Below are 21,113 nucleotides of genomic sequence, written 5' to 3'. Positions count from 1 at the left end.
GCCCCGGGCGCCAAGCCAAGGTCGCGGTAACGCGCGCCCATGTAGCCGAACAAGTAGCCGAGAGAACACCGCGTGCTGGCCGAATACCTGCCGACTCTGCTGTTCCTGATCGTCGCCGGTGGTATCGGCGTCGCCCTGTTGGTAGTAGGTAATGTGCTCGGGCCCAAGCGCCCGACCGCGGAGAAACTGTCTCCCTACGAATGCGGCTTCGAGGCCTTCGAAGACGCGCGCATGCAGTTCGACGTGCGCTACTACCTGATCGCCATCCAGTTCATCATCTTCGATCTGGAAATCATCTTCATCGTGCCCTGGGCCACCGTGTTCCGCGAACTCGGTGTCGTCGGCCTGATCGAAATGGGCATTTTCGCCAGCATGCTCCTGCTCGGCTTCGTTTACGTCTGGAAGAAGGGAGCGCTCGAATGGGAGTGATCCAAACCGTCAGCGACACCGTCTCGGGTCTGATGCACAACCCGATTCCGGAAGGCCGCCTCGACGACATCCTGCGCCCGGAAGGCGAGAACCCGCTGCTGCAGCAGGGCTTCGTCACCACCAACCTGGACACGCTGTGGAATTGGGCGCGTACCGGGTCGATGTGGCCGATGACCTTCGGTCTGGCCTGCTGCGCGGTCGAGATGATGCACGCCGGCGCCTCGCGCCTGGATCTGGACCGTTACGGCGTGGTGTTCCGCCCGTCGCCGCGCCAGTCCGACGTGATGATCGTCGCCGGCACCCTGGTCAACAAGATGGCCCCGGCGTTGCGCAAGGTCTACGACCAGATGCCCGACCCGAAGTGGGTGATCTCGATGGGCAGTTGCGCCAATGGCGGCGGCTACTATCACTATTCCTACGCCGTGGTGCGCGGCTGCGACCGCGTGGTTCCGGTCGACATCTACGTGCCGGGCTGCCCGCCGACCGCCGAAGCGCTGGTCTACGGCATTCTGCAACTGCAGCGCAAGATCCGTCGCGGCACCAATTTCGGCGAACACAAGCAAGGCGTCCGCGAATGAGCGCCGCGCCTCTTGCCCAGCGCCTGAGCGAACGCTTCGCAGGCGCTTTTGTCATCGTGGCGCAGCCGCGCGGCGAAATCACCTTGGAAGTGGCGCCGACGCAATGGCTCGCCGCGGCGTACGCGCTGCGCGACGAATTCGGTTTCGAACAATGCGTCGACGTCAGCGGCGTGGATTACCTCAGCTACGGCAGCGACGAGTGGGACACCGACGTATCCTCGGAAGGTTTCTCGCGCGGCGTGGAAGGCAACAGCGCCGGCCGTTTCCGTTGGGGCGAGTCGCCCAACGGCGCCGCCGATTCGCTGCCGGCGCGTCGTTTCGCCGCGGTCGCGCATCTGCTGTCGTGCCAGCACAACCAGCGGGTTCGGCTTAAAACCTTCGCAGATAATGACGACCTACCGGTGGTCGCTTCTCTGAGCGTCGTTTGGCCGGGCACCAATTGGTTCGAGCGCGAAGCGTTCGACCTGTACGGCATCGTCTTCGAAGGCCATCCTGACCTGCGCCGGATCCTCACCGACTACGGCTTCGTCGGCCATCCGTTCCGCAAGGACTTCCCGCTGATCGGCAACGTCGAAGTGCGTTACGACGCCGAAAAACGCCGCGTGGTCTACGAGCCGGTGTCGATCGAGCCGCGCGTCGGCGTGCCGCGCGTGATCCGCGACGACGCGCGTTACCAGACCGCCCAGGGCGAGACGGCTCAGCGCGAAGCCGCACAGGGCGAGGTGAAGTGATGAGCAACCCCGCCAGCGACATGCCGTTGATCAACCTCAACACCTCGGGCCTGAACAACGCCGAGATCCGCAACTACACGCTCAACTTCGGCCCGCAGCATCCGGCCGCGCACGGCGTGCTGCGCCTGATTCTGGAGATGGACGGCGAAGTCGTGCAGCGCGCCGATCCGCACATCGGCCTGCTTCATCGCGGTACCGAGAAGCTGGTCGAGTCCAAGCCGTTCAACCAGTCGATCGGCTACATGGATCGTCTGGATTACGTGTCGATGATGTGCAACGAGCACGCTTACGTGCGCGCGATCGAAACCCTGGTGGGAATCGAAGCGCCCGAGCGCGCGCAGTACATCCGCACGATGTTCGACGAAATCACCCGCATCCTCAATCACTTGATGTGGGTGGGTTCCAACGCGCTCGATCTGGGCGCGATGGCGGTGTTCCTGTACGCCTTCCGCGAACGCGAAGAGCTGATGGACTGCTACGAAGCGGTCTCCGGCGCGCGCATGCATGCGGCCTACTACCGTCCCGGCGGCGTCTACCGCGACCTGCCGGACCGGATGCCGAAGTACAAGGAATCGCCGTGGAAGAAGGGCGCCGGCCTCAAGCGCTTCAACGAGTGGCGCGAAGGCTCGATGCTCGACTACCTGGACGCGTTCACCGACGACTTCCCCAAGCGCGTCGACGAATACGAAACCCTGCTGACCGATAACCGCATCTGGAAGCAGCGCACCGTCGGCGTCGGCGTGATCTCGCCCGAACAGGCCCTGGCCTGGGGCATGACCGGTCCGATGATCCGCGGTTCGGGCATCGCCTGGGATCTGCGCAAGAAACAGCCTTACGCCAAGTACGCGGAAGTCGATTTCGACATCCCGGTCGGCGTCAACGGCGACTGCTACGACCGTTACCTGGTGCGCGTGGCGGAAATGCGCGAGTCCACCCGGATCGTCAAGCAGTGCGTGAAGTGGCTACGCGCCAATCCCGGCCCCGTGATCGTCGACAACTTCAAGGTCGCCCCGCCCAAGCGCGAGGAGATGAAGGACGACATGGAAGCCTTGATCCATCACTTCAAGCTGTTCTCGGAAGGCTATTGCGTGCCGGCCGGCGAGACCTACGCCGCGGTCGAAGCGCCCAAGGGCGAATTCGCCTGCTACCTGGTCTCCGACGGCGCCAACAAACCGTTCCGTTGCAAGCTGCGCGCGCCGGGCTTCGCTCACCTCTCGTCGATGGACGAGGTCGTCAAGGGCCACATGTTGGCCGACGTGGTGGCGATGATCGGCACTTACGACATCGTGTTCGGCGAGATCGACCGCTAAGCGTCGAACGACAAAAGTTGTCCCAGATCGCGCGCCAGGGGCGCGCGGTCGCAGAGGAAAGAAAGAATGAAGGCGACAGGCAATTTCGAGGCCGCACAGCACGTCGATCCGATGGTGGCACTGTCGGACAAGACGCGCGCGCACATCGACCACTGGCTGACCAAGTTCCCGGCGGACCGCAAGCGTTCGGCGGTGCTGCAGGGCTTGCACGCCGCGCAGGAGCAGAACGACGGTTGGTTGACCGACGAGCTGATCGCCGCGGTCGCCAAGTACCTGAGCCTGCCGCCGGTGTGGGCGTACGAGGTGGCGAGCTTCTATTCGATGTTCGAGACCGAAAAAGTCGGTCGCAACAATGTCGCCTTCTGCACCAACATCAGCTGCTGGCTCAACGGCGCCGAGCAATTGGTCGCCCATGCCGAGAAGAAGCTGGGCTGCAAGCTCGGTCAATCCACCGCCGACGGACGAGTCTTCCTCAAGCGCGAGGAAGAGTGCCTGGCCGCGTGCTGCGGCGCGCCGGTGGTCGTCGTCAACGGTCATTACCACGAGAAGCTCGACGCGACGCAAGTCGACGAGCTGATCGATGGTTTGAAGTGAGGTCGGGCGAGATGGCTCACGGTCACCACGACTACTCCAAGGGCTACGGCCCGGTCGGCCCGGCTCCGCAGGAGCATCAGGTCGTCTATACGACGCTGCACTACGGCACTCCGTGGTCGTACGAAAATTATCTGAAGACCGGCGGCTACAGCGCGCTGCGCAAGATACTCAGCGAGAAGACCCCGCAGGACGAGATCATCAACGCGGTCAAGGCCTCGGGCCTGCGCGGCCGCGGCGGCGCGGGCTTCCCGACCGGCCTGAAGTGGAGCTTCATGCCCAAGGGCAGCGGCACCCAGAAATACATCCTGTGCAACTCGGACGAATCGGAACCGGGCACGGCCAAGGACCGCGACATCCTGCGCTTCAACCCGCATGCGGTGGTCGAGGGCATGGCGATCGCCTGCTACGCGACCGGTTCCACGGTGGCCTACAACTACCTGCGCGGCGAATTCCATCACGAGCCGTTCGAGCATTTCGAGCAGGCGCTGAAGGAAGCCTACGAGAACGGCTGGCTGGGCAAGAACGTGCTCGGCAGCGGCGTGGACATCGACATCTACGGCGCGCTCGGCGCCGGCGCCTACATCTGCGGCGAAGAAACCGCGCTGATGGAATCGCTGGAAGGCAAGAAGGGCCAGCCGCGCTACAAGCCGCCGTTCCCGGCCAATTTCGGCCTGTACGGCAAGCCGACCACGATCAACAACACCGAGACCTATGCCTCGGTGCCGGCGATCCTGCGCAACGGCGCGGAGTGGTTCTTGAATCTCGGCAAGCCCAACAACGGCGGCCCGAAGATTTTCTCGGTGTCCGGCCACGTCGCCAATCCGGGCAACTTCGAAATTCGCCTGGGCACGCCGTTCGCCGATCTGCTGCAGATGGCCGGCGGCATTCGCGGCGGCAAGAAGCTCAAGGCCGTGATTCCGGGCGGCTCGTCGATGAAGGTGTTGCCGGCCGAGCAGATGCTGGCCTGCACGATGGACTACGACTCGCTGCAGAAGGCCGGTTCCGGCCTGGGCTCGGGCGCGGTGATCGTGATGGACGAAACCACCTGCATGGTCCGCGCCTGCCAGCGCATCGCGCGGTTCTATTTCAAGGAAAGCTGCGGCCAGTGCACGCCGTGCCGCGAAGGCACCGGCTGGATGTACCGCATGCTGACGCGCATCGCTGAAAAGCAGGCGACCCTGGAAGATCTGCAGATGCTGCGCGCCGCCGCGGGCCAGATCGAAGGCCACACCATCTGCGCGTTCGGCGAGGCCGCCGCGTGGCCGGTCCAAGGCTTCCTGCATCACTTCTGGGACGAGTTCGAGTACGCGATCGTCAATAAGCGTTTCCTGGTAGACGATCAAGCTGCCGGCACTGTGGTTGAGAAGAAGGTGGCGGCATGAGTGCAGCATCCTTCCATATCCCCCATTGTTCGAGCGCGCAGCGCCCGAACAATGCGCCCCTTGACTCAAGGGGCTCGTTCGCCGCTTTGATGGGGAGCTCGCTGTGAGCGCTCAACCGGTAAATCCGAATCTTCCGCCCGATCACGTCACCGTCTTCATCGACGGCGTCGAGATGGCCGCGCCGAAGGGTTCGATGATCATCCAGGCCGCCGACAAGGCTGGTATTCCGATCCCGCGTTTTTGCTACCACGACAAGTTGGCGATCGCGGCGAACTGCCGCATGTGCCTGGTCGAAGTCGAGAAGATGCCCAAGCCGGCGCCGGCCTGCGCCACCCCGGTCATGGACGGCATGAAGGTCATCACGCGCAGCGAGAAGTCGCTCAAGTCGCAGCGCAACGTGATGGAATTCCTGTTGGTCAACCATCCGCTGGACTGTCCGATCTGCGATCAGGGCGGCGAGTGCGAGCTGCAAGATCTGTCGATGGGCTACGGCCGTTCGGTCAGCCGGTTCTCCGAGCGCAAGCGCGTGGTTCCCGACGAGGACATCGGTCCGCTGGTCGCTACCGAGATGACCCGCTGCATCCAGTGCACGCGTTGCGTGCGTTTCACCGGGGAAATCGCCGGCACGTACGAGCTCGGCGGCATGTACCGCGGCGAGAACCTGCAAATCGGCACCTTCGACGGCAAGCCGTTGACCACCGAACTGTCGGGCAACGTCATCGATGTGTGCCCGGTCGGCGCGTTGACCAACAAGGTGTTCCAGTTCAAGGCGCGTCCTTGGGAACTGACCGCGCGCGAATCGCTGGGTTACCACGATGCGCTGGGCAGCAACCTGTTTCTGCACACCCGCCGCGGCGACGTGCTGCGCACCGTGCCGCGCGACAACGAAGCGGTCAACGAGTGCTGGCTGTCGGACCGCGACCGTTACTCGCACCAGGGTCTGTACGCGGAAGATCGCGCGCAGCGACCCTTGGTGAAAGACAACGGCGAATGGCGTGAAGCGTCGTGGGACGAGGCGCTGAGCCGCGCCGCCCAGATCCTGCGCGACAACGGCGGCGACAATCTCGGCGTGCTCGTGCATCCGGCGACCTCGAACGAGGAGGGCGCGCTGCTGGCGCGTCTGGCCCAGGCCGCGGGCAGCGGCAACATCGATCACCGCATTTCCCAGCTCGATCTGTCCGACGCGGCCGTGGCCGAGACCTTCGCCGCGCCGGTCGCCGAGATCGACCAGGCCGACGTGGTGGTGATCGTCGGCAGCAACCTGCGTCATGAGCTGCCGCTGGTGCATCAGCGCGTGCGCAAGGCCTGGACCCGCGGCGCCAAGGTGCACGTGGTCAATCCGGTCGATTTCGATTTCACTTTCGACATCGCCAGCAAGCGCATCGTCGCGCCGTCGCAGCTCGCGACGGCACTCGGCGATGAAGCGCTGGGCGAGATCGCCAAGGCCGGCAGCCATGTCGTGCTGATCGTCGGCGGCCTGGCCGAGAACGGTTCGTACGCGGCTTCGATCCGCGCGGCCGCCAAGGCCTTCGCGCAAGCCACCGGCGCCAAGCTGTGCCGGATTCCGCAAGGCGCCAACGCGGTCGGTCTGGCCCAGTACGGCGTGCTGCCGAGCGCGCGCGATGCCCGCGCGATGCTCGACGACGCACGTGGCGCCTACATCGTTTACGGCATCGAGCCGGGTCTGGATTTCGCCGACACGCAAAGCGCCTTGCGCGCGCTCGGGGCAGCCCAGGTCGTGGCCTTCAGCCATTACGCCTGCCGTTCGACCAAAGCCGTCGCCGACGTGATCCTGCCGATCGGTCTGCTGCCGGAAATCGACGCCACTTTGGTCAATCTCGACGGCATCGCCCAACAAGCCGTCGCCGGCGGCAAATTGCCGGGGCAGGCACGCGCCGGCTGGCGCGTGCTGCGCGCGCTCGGCGGCGAGCTGGGCGCGAACGGCTTCGAGTTCACCGATTTCGACGGTCTGCGCAAGAGCCTGGCGCCGCGCGGCGTGACCCCGGCCGCCGGCCGCGCACCGAGCGTGGCGGGCGAAGGTTTGGAGGTCGCGGTGTCGACCGCGATCTACCGCAGCGATGCCACCGTGCGCCGTGCGCCGGCGTTGCAGTCGCATCCGCTCAATGTGGAACCGCGCGCGGTGCTCAATTCCAAGGACGCCGTGGCGCTGGGCTTCAGCGACGGCGCGGTCGGCAAGTTCAGTTCGGGCGCGGGCACGGCGACATTGCCGGTCGCGGTCAGCGACAAGGTCGCGCCGGGTACGGTGTGGATCGAAAGCGGGCATGGCGCCACCGCGCCGCTCGGCGCCGGCCGCGTGCAGGCGGGGAGGGCTTAAGCCATGGCGGACGGAATGTTCTTCACCCAGGTGGTCGACCCGGTACGCGAGTTCTTCCTGAACTTCGGCATGGCCGGCGCGGTCGCGTGGATCGTGCTCAAGATCCTGCTGATCGCAATGCCGGTGATCATCACCGTCGCGTTCTACGTGGTCTGGGAACGCAAGCTGATCGGCTGGATGCACGTGCGCCGCGGTCCGATGTACGTCGGCATGGGCATCCTTCAGGCCTTCGCCGACGTGTTCAAGCTGTTGTTCAAGGAAGTGATCCAGCCGACCAAGGCCGAGTCCTTCCTGTACAAGCTCGCGCCGCTGCTGACCCTGGCGCCGGCGTTCGCGGCGTGGGCGGTGGTGCCGTTCGATGCCAAGGCGGTGTTGTCCAACGCCAACGCGGGCCTGTTGTACCTGCTGGCGATGACCTCGCTGGGCGTGTACGGCATCATCCTCGCCGGTTGGGCTTCCAACTCGAAGTACGCCTTCCTCGGCGCGATGCGCGCTGCCGCGCAGGTGGTGTCGTACGAAATCGCGATGGGCTTCGCCATGGTCGGCGTGATGGTCGGCGCCGGCAGCTTGAATCTCACCGACATCGTGATGGCGCAGTCCGGCAACGCCGGCGCGCTGGAATGGTTCATGGTGCCGATGCTGCCGCTGTTCGTCGTCTATTTCATCTCCGGCGTGGCCGAAACCAACCGCGCGCCGTTCGACGTGGTCGAAGGCGAGTCGGAAATCGTCGCCGGTCACATGGTCGAGTATTCGGGTTCGGCGTTCGCGCTGTTCTTCCTGGCCGAATACGCCAACATGATCCTGATCAGCTTCCTGACGGCGATCTTCTTCGTCGGCGGCTGGCTGAGTCCGTTCCAGGGCCTGGGCATTCCCTTCCTGTCGGTCGACGGCTGGTGGTGGCTGCTGGCCAAGGTGTTCTTCTTCGCCAGCTGCTTCATCTGGTTCCGCGCCTCCTTCCCGCGTTATCGCTACGACCAGATCATGCGTCTGGGCTGGAAGGTGTTCATCCCCTTGACCATCGCTTGGATCGTCGTCGTCGCCTTGATGGCGTACTACGAAGTGTTCCTGCCGAACGTCTGAGGACAGGCCGTCGATATGACCCGCATCGTTTCCTATTTCAAAAGCCTGCTCCTGATCGAGCTCGCGCAGGGCCTTGGGCTGACGCTCAAGTACCTGTTCAAGCCCAAGTACACGCTGATGTACCCGATGGAGAAGACGCCGCAGTCGCCGCGCTTCCGCGGCGTGCACGCGCTGCGCCGTTATCCCAACGGCGAAGAGCGCTGCATCGCCTGCAAGCTGTGCGAGGCGGTGTGCCCGGCGCTGGCGATCACCATCGACTCCGAAAAGCGTGAGGACGGTACCCGCCGCACCACGCGTTACGACATCGATCTGTTCAAGTGCATCTTCTGCGGTTTCTGCGAAGAGTCGTGTCCGGTGGACTCGATCGTGGAAACGCATATCCACGAATACCACTTCGACCAGCGCGGACAGAACATCGTCAACAAGCAGCAGCTGTTGGCCATCGGCGACCGTCTCGAAACCGAGATCGCCGAGCGCCGCGCCGCCGACGCCGCCTTCCGCTGAGTACTGATATGGATCTCGCCCAGATCGCCTTCTACCTCTTCGCCGCCATGGCCACGCTGTCCGCCGTGGCCGTGATCAGCGTCAAGAACCCGGTCCATGCCGCGCTCAGCCTGGTGCTGACGTTCTTCTCCGTCGCCTGCGTGTGGATCATCGCCGGCGCCGAATTCCTCGGCGTGGCCCTGATCCTGGTCTACGTCGGCGCGGTGATGGTGTTGTTCTTGTTCGTGGTGATGATGCTCGACATCGACGTCGCCCCGTTGCGCGAGGGCTACGTCCGGTACCTGCCGGTCGGCCTGTTGGTCGCGGTGGTGATGCTGGTGGAGATGCTGACCCTGATCGGGGTCAGGGCCAGTCTGGCCACGCCACTGACCGCCGACGCCTCGGGCGGTTCCAATACCAAATGGCTGGCCACCGCGTTGTTCACCGACTTCCTGCTGCCGTTCGAGATCGCCGCGGTGATCCTGACCGTGGCGGTGATCGCGGCGGTGATGCTGACCCTGCGCCGCCGTCCGGGCGCCAAGCACCAGAATCCCAGCGAGCAGGCGCGCGTTCGCGCCAGCGATCGCATCCGCATGATCAAGATGGACGCCGTGAAGCCGGTGGTGGCCGAACCCGCGCCCGCCGAGCCCGCCGCGCAGGAGGCCAAGCCGTGAGCGAATTCTTCGGGTCGGGTCTGGCCCTGGGCCACTATCTGGCGCTGGGCGCGGTGCTGTTCTGCATCAGCGTCGCCGGCATCTTCCTCAACCGCAAGAACGTGATCGTGCTGTTGATGTCGATCGAGCTGATGCTGCTCGCGGTCAACATCAACTTCGTCGCGTTTTCGCGTCAGCTGGCCGATCCGGCCGGTCAGGTGTTCGTGTTCTTCATCCTGACCGTCGCCGCCGCCGAGGCCGCCATCGGCCTGGCGATCCTGGTCACGCTGTTCCGCAACCGGCGCACGATCAACGTCGCTGAAATCGACACGATGAAGGGCTGACCGGCATGCAACCCGTCGTAATTTCCAAGACCATCCTGCTCGCCGTAGTGCTCGCGCCGTTGCTCGGCGCGATCGTCGCCGGCCTGTTCGGACGCAGGGTCGGCCGCGCCGGCGCGCACACCATCACCATCCTCGGCGTCGCCGCCAGCTGCGCGATGTCGATGGTCGTGCTGTGGCAGCTCGTGGGGCAGGGCGCCGCGCCGTTCAACGAGAACGTCTACACCTGGTTCCAGATCGGCGGTTATCAGGCCCATATCGGCTTCATGATCGACAAGCTGACCGCGATGATGATGGTGGTGGTCACCTTCGTTTCGTTGCTGGTGCACGTCTACACCATCGGCTACATGGTCGAGGACGACGGTTACCAGCGCTTCTTCAGCTACATCTCGCTGTTCACCTTTTCCATGCTCATGCTGGTGATGAGCAACAACTTCCTGCAGCTGTTCTTCGGCTGGGAAGCGGTGGGCCTGGTGTCGTACCTGCTGATCGGTTTCTGGTTCAAGAAGCCGACCGCGGTATTCGCCAACATGAAGGCCTTCCTGGTCAATCGCGTCGGCGACTTCGGCTTTCTGCTCGGCATCTGCGCGGTGCTGTGGGCGCTGGGTTCGCTGGACTACGGCACCGTATTCGCCAACGCGCCGACCCTGGCCGACCGCACCATCCAGATCTGGGGCGGCGAGCATCCGATCGTGTGGTCGCTGCCGACGGTGATCTGCATCTGTCTGTTCATCGGCGCGATGGGCAAGTCGGCGCAGGTACCGCTGCACGTGTGGCTGCCCGACTCGATGGAAGGCCCGACCCCGATCTCGGCGCTGATCCACGCCGCGACGATGGTGACCGCGGGCATTTTCATGGTCGCGCGCATGTCGCCGCTGTTCGAGCTGTCGCAGACCGCGCTCAACTTCGTGCTGTTCATCGGCGCCACCACCGCGTTCTGGACCGGCCTGATCGGCATCGTGCAGAACGACATCAAGCGCGTGGTCGCGTACTCGACCCTGTCGCAGTTGGGCTACATGACCGTCGCGCTCGGCGTGTCGGCGTACTCGGCGGCGGTGTACCACCTGATGACCCACGCCTTCTTCAAGGCGCTGCTGTTCCTGGCCGCAGGCTCGGTGATCATCGGCATGCACCACGAGCAGGACATGCGCAAGATGGGCGGCCTGCGCAAGTACATGCCGATCACCTACTGGACCAGTTTGCTCGGTACTCTCGCCTTGGTGGGCACGCCGTTCTTCGCCGGGTTCTATTCGAAGGACACCATCATCGAAGCCGCCGCGCATGCCGCGCACGGCGAGCACGCGACCTGGGTCTCGCAATACGCCTACTGGGCGGTATTGCTGGGCGCCTTCGTCACCGCGTTCTACAGCTTCCGCCTGCTCTACATGACCTTCCACGGCAAGGAGCGCTTCCGCGACGCGCATGCCGATCATGGTCATGCGGCGCATGGCCACGACGATCATTCCCATGACGGCCACGCGACCCATGCGCACGACGACCACGCGCACGACGACCATGGCCACCATGGTCCGCACGAGCCGCACGAATCGCCGTGGGTGGTGACGCTGCCGCTGATCCTGCTGGCGATTCCGTCGGTGTTGATCGGCTTCTTCACCGCTGGCCCGATGCTGTTCGGCACCGACTGGCTTGGCCATGAGAAGCAACTGCCGTTCTTCCTCGGCGCGATCGATCTGGCCGCGGCGCGCGACACCATCGCCCAGGTCGGCGAAGAAGCCTGGCACGGTCCGATCAAGTTCGCCCTGCACGGTTTCACCGCGCCGGCGTTCTGGCTGGCCTTCTCCGGCTTCGCCCTGGCCACGGTCATGTACCTGTGGAAGCCGGAACTGCCGGCCAAGGCGGCCAAGCTGTTCAAGCTGCCGATCCGCATCCTGGAGAACAAGTACGGCATGGACAATCTGTGGATCGACGGTTTCGCCGGCGGCGGCGTGAAACTCGGCAAGGCCTCGCGCGCGATCGACAGCGGCCTGATCGATGGTGCCGTGGTCAACGGCAGCGCCGGCGTGGTCGGCTTCATCGCCAACCTGACCCGCCGGGTCCAGTCCGGTTATCTCTACCACTACGCCTTCGCGATGATTCTCGGCCTGATTGCTCTGCTCGCCGTCGTCATTCGGTTCTGGCAATAACTCGACAAGGACACCCGACGTGAGCCCCGTGCCCTTGCTTAGCATTCTGATCTGGCTGCCGATACTCGGCGGTTTTGCCACTCTCGCGTTCGGCAACGAACGCGCCAACGCCGCGCGCTGGTTCGCGCTGGTCGTGGCCATCATCACCCTCGGCGTGAGCGTGACGATGTTCACCCACGCCGACTTCACCAGCGCGAGCATGCAGTTGGTCGAAGACCATGCGTGGATTCCGATCTACGACATCCGCTACCACCTCGGCGCCGACGGCATCTCGGCGGCGCTGATCGCGCTGACCACCTTGACCTCGACGCTGGTGCTGATCAGCGCCTGGACGTCGATCGACAAGCGCGTCAGCCAGTACTACGCGGCGTTCCTGATCCTCGAAGGCCTGATGGTCGGCGTGTTTTCGGCGCTGGATGCGATGCTGTTCTACGTCTTCTTCGAAGGCATGCTGATCCCGATGTTCATCATCATCGGCGTATGGGGCGGTCCGCGCCGCGTGTACGCGTCGGTGAAGTTCTTCCTGTACACCTTCCTCGGCTCGGTGTTCATGCTGGTCGGGTTGATCTACCTGTACCTGAAGGGCGGCAGCTGGCAGCTGGCCGACATGTACACGCTGCAGCTCACCGCCACCGAGCAGATGTGGATCTTCTTCGGCTTTTTGATCGCCTTCGCGGTCAAGGTGCCGATGTTCCCGGTCCATACCTGGTTGCCGGACGCGCACGTCGAGGCGCCGACCGCGGGTTCAGTGATCCTGGCCGCGATCATGCTGAAGATCGGCGGTTACGGCTTCCTGCGCTTCGTCCTGCCGATCGTGCCCGACGCCGGCCACGAGTACGCCTGGCTGGTGATCGCGCTGAGCCTGATCGCGATCATCTACGTCGGCCTGGTCGCTTTGGTCCAGGAGGACATGAAGAAGCTGATCGCGTATTCGTCGGTCTCGCACATGGGCTTCGTCACCCTGGGCACCTTCATCGCGTTCTATCTGGTCCACAACGGCGATGCGCACGGCACCGATGCCGCGCGTCTGGGCCTGCAGGGCGCGATGGTGCAGATGATCAGCCACGGCTTCGTGTCGGGCGCGATGTTCACCTGCGTTGGCGTGCTCTACGACCGAATGCACAGCCGCATGATCAAGGACTACGGCGGCGTGGCCAACGTCATGCCCTGGTTCGCCGCGTTCGTGGTGCTGTTCGCGATGGCCAATTCGGGCCTGCCGGGCACCTCGGGTTTCGTCGGCGAGTTCATGGTGATCCTGGCCGCGTTCCAGCAGCATCCGCTGGTCGCCGTCGGCGCCGCGACCACCCTGATCGTTGGCGCGGGCTACACCCTGTGGCTGGTCAAGCGCGTCATCTGGGGCGAGGTGGGCAATGCCCACGTGGCCGAGATGGAAGACATCAACCCGCGCGAAGCGCTGGTGCTGGGCGTGTTCGCGGTCGGCGTGCTGGTGTTGGGCGTGTGGCCCAAGCCGCTGACCGACCTGATGGAGCCGGCGATCGCCAACCTCGCCAGCCAGATCGTCGTCAGCAAGCTGTAAACCCGCGCGGGCTTCGGCCCGCGCGCTACGCAATCCGATAGAAGCGAGGAACGCGGCACCGGAGACCAACCAGCGAATCGGCCGATCCACCCATTTCGCCCTTCTCCGCCCGTTCCGACTACGGCTCGCCGCAACGAGCCAGATCCACCAAGAGATCCGCTATGAACATGCCTGTACGGACCTTCGCCGATGTGATGCCCCTGCTGCCGGAACTGGTGGTCGTCGTCGGCGCGTTCGCGCTGCTGATGCTCGATCTGTTCGTCGAGGAGCGCAATCGCATCATCTCCCACGTGTTCTCGATCGTGGTGGTCGCCGTGGCCACGGCGATGATCGCCTTCGACGTGGGCGGGCAGGGCGTGGTCCTCAGCGGCATGTTCGTGCGCGATACCGCCGCCGACGTGCTCAAGCTCGGTATCGGCGTGGTCGGCATCCTCTCGCTGATCTACACCTGGCCGTACCTGCGCGCGCGCAACCTGTACAAGGGCGAAGTCGGCGTGCTGATGCTGTTCGCCATCGCCGGCATGATGTTCCTGGTTTCGGCCGGCAGCCTGACCATGGTCTACGTCGGTCTGGAAATGCTGGCGCTGTGCTCCTACGCGCTGGTCGCGGTGGATCGCGACAGCCCGCTGGCCTCGGAAGCGGCGATCAAGTATTTCGTGCTCGGCGCGCTGGCCTCGGGCCTGCTGCTGTACGGCCTGTCGCTGATCTACGGCGCCACCGGCAGCCTGATGCTCGATCAGATCGCCACCGCCGCCCAGGTCGGGCCGAAGTCGCTGATGCTGGTCACCGGCGTGGTGTTCGTCGTCGCCGGCATCGCCTTCAAGTTCGGCGCCGCGCCGTTCCATATGTGGCTGCCGGACGTCTATCAAGGCGCGCCGACCCCGATCACCTTGTTCATCGGCGCCGCGCCCAAGCTGGCCGCGTTCGGCATGACTTACCGCCTGCTCGAAGTCGGCGCGCACGGCCTGGACCACCACTGGCGCCTGCTGCTGGCCGGCCTGGCGGTGCTGTCGCTGGCGATCGGCAACCTCAGCGCGCTGGTGCAGACCAATCTCAAGCGCCTGCTCGCGTATTCCACCGTGTCGCACGTCGGCTTCCTGTTCCTTGGCATGGCCGGCGGCGGCGCGCAGGGTTTCGCCGCTTCGATGTTCTACGTCATCAGCTATTCGTTGATGACCGCCGCGGCCTTCGCCGCGATCATCGTGATGTCCGGCCGCGGTTTCGACGCCGACAAGATCGACGACTACAAGGGCCTCAACACGCGCAGCCCATGGCTGGCCGGCATGATCCTGTGCGTGATGGCCTCGCTGGCCGGCCTGCCGCCGTTCCTGGGCTTCTGGGCCAAGCTGGCGGTGCTCAAGGCCGCGTTGCAGGGCGACATGCTGTGGCTGGCGATCGTCGGCATCGTGTTCGCGGTGATCGGCGCGTTCTACTACCTGCGCGTGATCAAGGCGATGTACTTCGACGAGCCCGACGGCAAGATGCCGCCGCCGAGTGAGGATCGTCCGCTGCGCCTGGTGTTCTCGGTCAATGCGCTGTCGCTGCTCGCGCTGGGCATCGCCTGGAATCCGATCATGGAATGGTGCCAGCGCGCCTTCATGGTCTGATCCGCGACGCTATGCGTTGCTGCAAGGGGCCGGCATTCGCCGGCCTTTTTGTTTTGCGGCGCCCGCGCATCTTCATGCCTGGCGTCTGGCGGGCCGGTACTGCCCACGGCAAGCTGAAGAACGCGTTCAGGCGTCCGTGCCGGATCAGCGGGTATCTAGAACGGGATTCGAACCTGTATTACGCGGCTTTCAAGCTTTTTTGCTCGCCGATCGCACTCAGCGGTGAAAAAGACTTGAAATATTTTGAACACTCTCTAAGATTGCGCACCTGCGAAGGGACAACGGTTCGACGGGGAATTCCCCACCCGATCCCGAAGATTCTTCGCAGCAGTAAGCGGCAATCAAGAAGATTTGATTACAGGCTTGCAGTAAGTATCGCCGGCCGCTATCATGGTCGGCCTGATGCGGGGTGGAGCAGTCTGGCAGCTCGTCGGGCTCATAACCCGAAGGTCGCAGGTTCAAATCCTGCCCCCGCTACCAGCTTCGGCTGAAGGAGAAGCCTCCCAGGAGGCTTTCTTTTTTGGTCAAGGCTCGGGCTTTGTGATCGCGCTCTGCTCGCGCGGACACGCCGAAATCCAGTTGTACGGACAAGGGGCCCAATGGGCCCCTTGTTGTTTTTGCGATCGGCGAAAGTCGGTCGCGGTGGAACGAAGCGGGATTTCCCGGTAACAAGCGGTTTTTGGCGCGGCGCGGCGGCCGGATTCAGGCGGCCATCGAGCGCGGCGGAAAACTCGCCGAAACATGGCGTACCGAAGATGGTCATGCCAGTCGCACCCCTCAGGAGTTCAGGCGCGTGACGGACAAAGCAACGCAAATCGCCGCATTGCTCGCCCCGACGGTAGAGTCGCTGGGCGTGGAATTGCTCGGCATCGAATATCTGCCGGCCGCCGGCAACGCCACGCTGCGCATCTATATCGATGTGCCGGCCGCCGAGTACGACGCTGCGCCCGAAGGCGAGCAGCCGCGCTCGGTCAGCATCGAAGACTGCGAGGCGGTGAGCCGCGAAGTGTCGGCCCAGCTCGACGTCGAAGACCCGATCGCCAGCAACTACACGCTGGAAGTTTCCTCGCCGGGCATCGACCGGCCGCTGTTCACGCTCGAACACTACGTCCGCTTCACCGGCGAGACCGTCAAGGTCACCTTGAAGCTGCCGCACGAAGGCCGCCGCCGTCTGCAGGGCGAGATCCTCGGCGTGGAAGGGCAGCAGGTCGTGTTCCTGGTCGAGGGCGCGCCCAACGACGGACGCTTCGTCGTGCCGTTCACGAACATCGACAAAGGCCGGATCGTGCCGGACTGGGCCGCGCTGGGTTTCGCGCCGACCAAACCCGGTCAACCCATCGACAATGGCCGCAGCAAACCCAAGGACAAGCCTTCCAAGCCGCCCAAACGGCGCGCTTCGAAGAAGAAGTGATTTGAATCTGACGCCAATTACCAACCCGAATAGCCGGCGGCGCGAGCCGACCCGTGCGGAGTGACGAGATGAGCAAGGAACTGTTGCTGGTGGTGGATGCGGTAGCCAACGAAAAGGGCGTACCGCGCGAGGTCATCTTCGAGGCCATCGAGGCCGCGCTGGCTTCCGCCGCGAAGAAGCGCTACCACGATGAAGACGTGCTGGTGCGCGTGTCCATCGATCAGAAAGACGGCAACTACGAAACCTTCCGCCGCATGGAAGTCGTGGCCGACGACGTGGTCATGGAATCGCCGGACCGGCAGATCCGCCTGATGGACGCGGTCGACGAAGTCGAAGGCGTGGAAGTCGGCGACTACATCGAAGAGCAGATCGAAAACCCCGATTTCGGCCGTATCGCCGCGCAGGCCGCCAAGCAGGTGATCGTGCAGCGGGTGCGTGAAGCCGAGCGTGCGCAGGTCGTGGACGGCTGGAAGGATCGCGTCGGGGAGTTGGTCACCGGCATCGTCAAGCGCGTGGAGCGCGGCAACATCTACGTCGACCTGGGCGGCAACGCCGAGGCGATCATTCCCAAGGACAAGGGCATTCCGCGCGACGTGCTGCGCGCCGGCGACCGCGTGCGCGGTTACCTGTTCGACGTGCGCACCGAGCCGCGCGGCCCGCAGCTGTTCATCAGCCGCGCCGCGCCGGAATTCATGATGGAGCTGTTCAAGCTGGAAGTGCCGGAAGTCGGCCAGGGCCTGGTCTCGATCAAGGCCTGCGCGCGCGATCCGGGCGACCGCGCCAAGATCGCTGTGCTCGCGCACGACAACCGCACCGATCCGATCGGCGCCTGCATCGGCATGCGCGGTTCGCGTGTGCAGGCGGTGTCGAACGAACTCAACGGCGAGCGCGTGGACATCGTGCTGTGGTCGGACAACCCGGCCCAGTTCGTGATCAACGCGATGGCGCCGGCGGAAGTGCAGTCGATCATCGTCGATGAAGAAAAGCATTCGATGGACCTGGCCGTGGCCGAAGACCGCCTGGCTCAGGCGATCGGCAAGGGCGGCCAGAACGTGCGTCTGGCCAGCCGCCTGTCGGGTTGGCAGCTCAACGTGATGACCCAGGATCAGGTCACCGCGAAGTCGGAAGCCGAGCAGATCGCCGCGCGCCAGCTGTTCCAGGACAAGCTGGAAGTCGACGAGGAAATCGCCGGCATCCTGGTCTCGGAAGGTTTCAGCACGGTCGAGGAAATCGCCTACGTGCCGGTCGGCGAGCTGCTGGCGGTGGAGGGCTTCGACGAGGACATCGTCGAGGAACTGCGCGCCCGCGCCCGCGACGCCCTGCTCAACGAGGCGCTGGCCGCCGAGGAAGAGCTCGACGAGCACCAGCCGGCCGCCGATCTGCTGTCGCTGGAGGGCATGGACGAAGCGCTGGCCTTTACCCTGGCGGCGAGAGGCGTGGTCACCCGGGACGACCTGGCCGACCTGGCCACCGACGAGTTGACCGATATCGAAGGCGTGGACGAGGAACGTGCCGCCGCCCTGATCATGGAAGCGCGCAAGCACTGGTTCGAATGAGGTGACACGCGTCGCAAGAGGCCCGGCGAGGCGTCTTGCGGCAAACCGGGGAGCGGCCTTGGGTCGGCCCCGGATTCGCAGGATCGGGCATCGGCCCGGTCCGCGGGCAGGCCGAGACGGCTTGCGCGAGCCGGTGCAAGGGCGCGCGCGGGGCTAGAATGGCGCCATCACGCGCGGGATGCGTTCCCGCGCCAAGAAGGACACGGAAAACCGAATGTCGCAGCAAACCACCATCCGCAAGCTGGCCGAACTGGTGAACACGCCGGTCGAGAAGTTGCTGGAACAGCTGGCCGAGGCCGGCATGAAGTTCAGCGGCCCCGACCAGGTCGTGACCAGCATCGAAAAAGTCAAGCTGCTCGGCTTCCTCAAGCGTTCGCACGGCAAGGCCGATCAACCGGCCGAAACCGACGAAGCGGCCAAGAAGATCACCCTCAATCGCAGCCGCAAGCAGGAAATCACTGTCGGCGGAGGCAAGCACAAGACCACGGTCGACGTGGTCGTGCGCAAGAAGGTGACTCTGGTCCGTCCGAACGAGCCGGCAGGCTCGGGCTCGCCCAACGACGAGCGCGCGGATATCCTGCGCAAGCTCGAAGAGTCCAAGCAGCGCAACCTCGCCGAGCAAGAGCGCCTGGCCGCCGACGACAAGCGCCGCGCCGATGCCGTCACGGCCGTGCGTGTGGCCGCCGAGGAAGCCGCGCGCGCCAAGGCCGAGGAGGAGCAGAAAGAAAAGCTCGCCGACGTCAGCGCCATCGTGCCCAGCACCGACGACGCGGCTACGCCGACGGCCACGGTGCGCAAGCCGCCGGCCACGCACGGCCACGGCCATCCCAAGCCTCCCGCACCGGCTCCGGCCCGTCCGGACCAGAACGCCCCGCGCCACAAGACTCGCGGTTCGCACGCGATGGTCGCCGGCGTCGAGGACGACGATGCAGCCAACCGCTTCGCCGGCCAGTTGCACCTGAGCCCGTCCGATCGCGCGCGCCGCACCAGCAATTCGCGCGGCAAGGGCGGCAACCGTCCGCAGCAGCGTCGCTCCAACGAGCAATTGCGCTCCGGCGGCGGCCAGCACGGCTTCTCGCGTCCGACCGCGCCGATCGTGCGTGAGGTCGCCATCGGCGACACCATCACCGTCGCCGATCTGGCCCAGAAGCTCGCGCTCAAGGGCGGCGACGTGGTCAAGGCGCTGTTCAAGATGGGCGTCATGGCGACCATCAACCAGAGCATCGACTACGACACCGCTGCGCTGGTGACCGAGGAACTCGGCCACACCGTGCTGCGCACCAACGCCAACGCCGCCGAGGACGCGCTCATCGCGCATGCCGAGGAAGTGCAGGGCGACAAGGTCGCGCGTCCGCCGGTGGTGACCATCATGGGTCACGTCGATCACGGCAAGACCTCGCTGCTGGATTACATCCGTCGCACCAAGGTCGCCTCGGGCGAAGCCGGCGGCATCACCCAGCACATCGGCGCGTACCACGTCGAAACCGCTCGCGGCGTGATCAGCTTCCTCGACACGCCCGGCCACTCGGCCTTCACCTCGATGCGCGCGCGCGGCGCCAAGCTGACCGACATCGTGGTGCTGGTGGTGGCGGCCGACGACGGCGTCATGCCGCAGACCAAGGAAGCCGTGCAGCACGCCAAGGCGGCCGGTGTTCCCTTGATCGTGGCGATCAACAAGATCGACAAGTCCGGCGCCGATCCGCTGCGGGTCAAGAACGAACTGCTGGCCGAGTCGGTGGTCGCGGAAGATTTCGGCGGCGACACGCAGATGGTGGAACTGTCGGCCAAGACCGGCGACGGCGTGGACGATCTGCTCGACGCGATCTCGCTGCAGGCCGAAGTGCTGGAGCTCAAGGCGGTTCCGATCGGTCGCGCCATCGGCACGGTGATCGAATCCTCGCTCGACAAGGGCCGTGGCCCGGTCGCCACGGTGCTGGTCCAGCAGGGACAGCTCAAGAAGGGCGATTACCTGGTCTGCGGCGTGCAGTACGGCCGCGTGCGCGCGCTGTTCGACGAAACCGGCCGTCAGGTCGAGTTCGCCGGACCGTCGATCCCGGTGCAGGTGCTCGGTCTGTCGGGCGTGCCCGACGCCGGCGACGATTTCGTCGTGGTCGAGGACGAGCGTCTGGCCAAGGACGTGGCGCAGCAGCGCGACGCCAAGCGTCGCGAATCGCGCCTGGTCGCCGCCGCCGGCAACCGCATGGAAGACATCATGGCCCAGATGGGCAAGGGCGAGGGCCAGTTGAGCCTCAACCTGGTCATCAAGGCCGACGTGCAAGGTTCGGTCGAGGCGCTGCGTCAGGCCCTGGTCGCGCTGTCCAACGATCAGATCCGCATCAACGTGATCAGCTCGGGCGTCGGTGGCATCACCGAGTCCGACGCCAATGCCGCGGCCACCGCCAAGGCCACGGTGATCGGCTTCAACGTCCGCGCCGACGCTTCGGCCCGCCGCATCATCGAAGGAAACGGCGTCGATCTGCGTTACTTCTCGATCATCTATGACGTGATCGATCAGGTGAAGCAGGTGGCGTCGGGCATCCTCGGCGTGGAAATCCGCGAAGAGATCATCGGCATCGCCGAGGTTCGCGATGTGTTCCGCAGCTCGAAGTTCGGCGCTGTGGCCGGCTGTATGGTCGTGGAGGGCGTGGTCAAGCGCTCCAAGCCGATCCGCGTGCTGCGCGACAACGCCGTGGTGTTCGAGGGCGAGCTGGAATCGCTGCGTCGCTTCAAGGAAAACGTCGACGAAGTTCGCAACGGCACCGAATGCGGTATCGGCGTGAAGGCGTACAACGACGTCAAGCCGGGCGATCAGATCGAGTGCTTCGAGCGCATCGAAGTTCAGCGCACGCTGTAAGGCCGGGAACAGGGAGTACGGGAACAGGGAGTAGGGAATGGGGAATGGCCGCAGCGTCGCTCCCCATTTCCGCGAAGGGTTCCGATCC

Annotated in this window: 16 protein-coding genes, 1 tRNA gene and 2 pseudogenes; all 19 read left to right on the top strand. The window is 64.8% G+C overall.

Annotated elements, in window-relative coordinates:
• The first annotated feature begins 72 nt into the window (after positions 1–72).
• A complete protein-coding gene (locus ACTOWJ_RS24640; RefSeq protein ID WP_441337255.1) occupies positions 73–429 on the top strand; it encodes an NADH-quinone oxidoreductase subunit A in 357 nt (118 codons plus the stop codon).
• Positions 420–1,007 (top strand): NuoB/complex I 20 kDa subunit family protein, encoded by a 588-nt coding sequence (locus ACTOWJ_RS24635; RefSeq protein WP_441337254.1) that lies wholly within the window; start codon positions 420–422, stop codon positions 1,005–1,007. Before ACTOWJ_RS24640 ends, ACTOWJ_RS24635 begins: the two co-directional genes overlap by 10 nt.
• A complete protein-coding gene (locus ACTOWJ_RS24630; RefSeq protein ID WP_441337253.1) occupies positions 1,004–1,738 on the top strand; it encodes an NADH-quinone oxidoreductase subunit C in 735 nt (244 codons plus the stop codon). Before ACTOWJ_RS24635 ends, ACTOWJ_RS24630 begins: the two co-directional genes overlap by 4 nt.
• A gap of 20 nt (positions 1,739–1,758) precedes the next feature.
• Entirely contained in the window at positions 1,759–3,048 is a 1,290-nt protein-coding gene (locus ACTOWJ_RS24625; RefSeq protein WP_441337292.1) for an NADH-quinone oxidoreductase subunit D, read from the top strand.
• A gap of 66 nt (positions 3,049–3,114) precedes the next feature.
• Positions 3,115–3,642: an NADH-quinone oxidoreductase subunit NuoE gene (nuoE, locus tag ACTOWJ_RS24620; protein ID WP_441337252.1), complete on the top strand. Its 528-nt coding sequence runs from the start codon at positions 3,115–3,117 to the stop codon at positions 3,640–3,642.
• An 11-nt stretch (positions 3,643–3,653) separates the two neighbouring features.
• Complete coding sequence (gene nuoF / locus ACTOWJ_RS24615) at positions 3,654–5,024, top strand: NADH-quinone oxidoreductase subunit NuoF (protein WP_441337251.1); 1,371 nt, start codon at positions 3,654–3,656, stop codon at positions 5,022–5,024.
• Between the two features lie 103 nt (positions 5,025–5,127).
• Positions 5,128–7,359, top strand: a complete 2,232-nt coding sequence (gene nuoG / locus ACTOWJ_RS24610; protein WP_441337250.1) for an NADH-quinone oxidoreductase subunit NuoG — start codon at positions 5,128–5,130, stop codon at positions 7,357–7,359.
• A 15-nt stretch (positions 7,360–7,374) separates the two neighbouring features.
• Positions 7,375–8,439, top strand: coding sequence for an NADH-quinone oxidoreductase subunit NuoH (gene nuoH / locus ACTOWJ_RS24605; RefSeq protein WP_441337291.1), 1,065 nt, complete (start codon positions 7,375–7,377; stop codon positions 8,437–8,439).
• 15 nt (positions 8,440–8,454) lie between these two features.
• Positions 8,455–8,943, top strand: coding sequence for an NADH-quinone oxidoreductase subunit NuoI (gene nuoI / locus ACTOWJ_RS24600; protein ID WP_441337249.1), 489 nt, complete (start codon positions 8,455–8,457; stop codon positions 8,941–8,943).
• A gap of 8 nt (positions 8,944–8,951) precedes the next feature.
• Entirely contained in the window at positions 8,952–9,596 is a 645-nt protein-coding gene (locus ACTOWJ_RS24595; protein ID WP_441337248.1) for an NADH-quinone oxidoreductase subunit J, read from the top strand.
• A 20-nt stretch (positions 9,597–9,616) separates the two neighbouring features.
• On the top strand, positions 9,617–9,919 hold the full coding sequence (nuoK, locus tag ACTOWJ_RS24590) for an NADH-quinone oxidoreductase subunit NuoK (protein ID WP_056176675.1): 303 nt from the start codon (positions 9,617–9,619) through the stop codon (positions 9,917–9,919).
• A 5-nt stretch (positions 9,920–9,924) separates the two neighbouring features.
• Entirely contained in the window at positions 9,925–12,060 is a 2,136-nt protein-coding gene (gene nuoL, locus ACTOWJ_RS24585) for an NADH-quinone oxidoreductase subunit L (RefSeq protein WP_441337247.1), read from the top strand.
• A gap of 19 nt (positions 12,061–12,079) precedes the next feature.
• Positions 12,080–13,597, top strand: a complete 1,518-nt coding sequence (locus tag ACTOWJ_RS24580) for an NADH-quinone oxidoreductase subunit M (RefSeq protein ID WP_441337246.1) — start codon at positions 12,080–12,082, stop codon at positions 13,595–13,597.
• A gap of 161 nt (positions 13,598–13,758) precedes the next feature.
• Positions 13,759–15,204: an NADH-quinone oxidoreductase subunit NuoN gene (nuoN, locus tag ACTOWJ_RS24575; protein ID WP_441337245.1), complete on the top strand. Its 1,446-nt coding sequence runs from the start codon at positions 13,759–13,761 to the stop codon at positions 15,202–15,204.
• A gap of 403 nt (positions 15,205–15,607) precedes the next feature.
• Positions 15,608–15,684: transfer RNA gene (locus ACTOWJ_RS24570), tRNA-Met, on the top strand.
• A gap of 313 nt (positions 15,685–15,997) precedes the next feature.
• On the top strand, positions 15,998–16,615 hold the full coding sequence (rimP, locus tag ACTOWJ_RS24565; RefSeq protein WP_441337244.1) for a ribosome maturation factor RimP: 618 nt from the start codon (positions 15,998–16,000) through the stop codon (positions 16,613–16,615).
• A 68-nt stretch (positions 16,616–16,683) separates the two neighbouring features.
• Positions 16,684–18,171 (top strand): transcription termination factor NusA, encoded by a 1,488-nt coding sequence (gene nusA, locus ACTOWJ_RS24560; protein WP_441337243.1) that lies wholly within the window; start codon positions 16,684–16,686, stop codon positions 18,169–18,171.
• Between the two features lie 214 nt (positions 18,172–18,385).
• Positions 18,386–18,929 (top strand): annotated as a pseudogene (locus tag ACTOWJ_RS24555) (translation initiation factor IF-2); the annotation flags it as partial.
• Between the two features lie 74 nt (positions 18,930–19,003).
• Positions 19,004–21,025: pseudogene (gene infB, locus ACTOWJ_RS24550) on the top strand (translation initiation factor IF-2); the annotation flags it as partial.
• Positions 21,026–21,113 lie beyond the last annotated feature (88 nt).

This window comes from Lysobacter sp. CA199, from assembly GCF_052078715.1.
Taxonomy (GTDB): domain Bacteria; phylum Pseudomonadota; class Gammaproteobacteria; order Xanthomonadales; family Xanthomonadaceae; genus Lysobacter.
The sequence above is the reverse complement of the archived record's forward strand: the minus strand, read 5'-3'. Positions and strand labels throughout refer to the sequence as shown.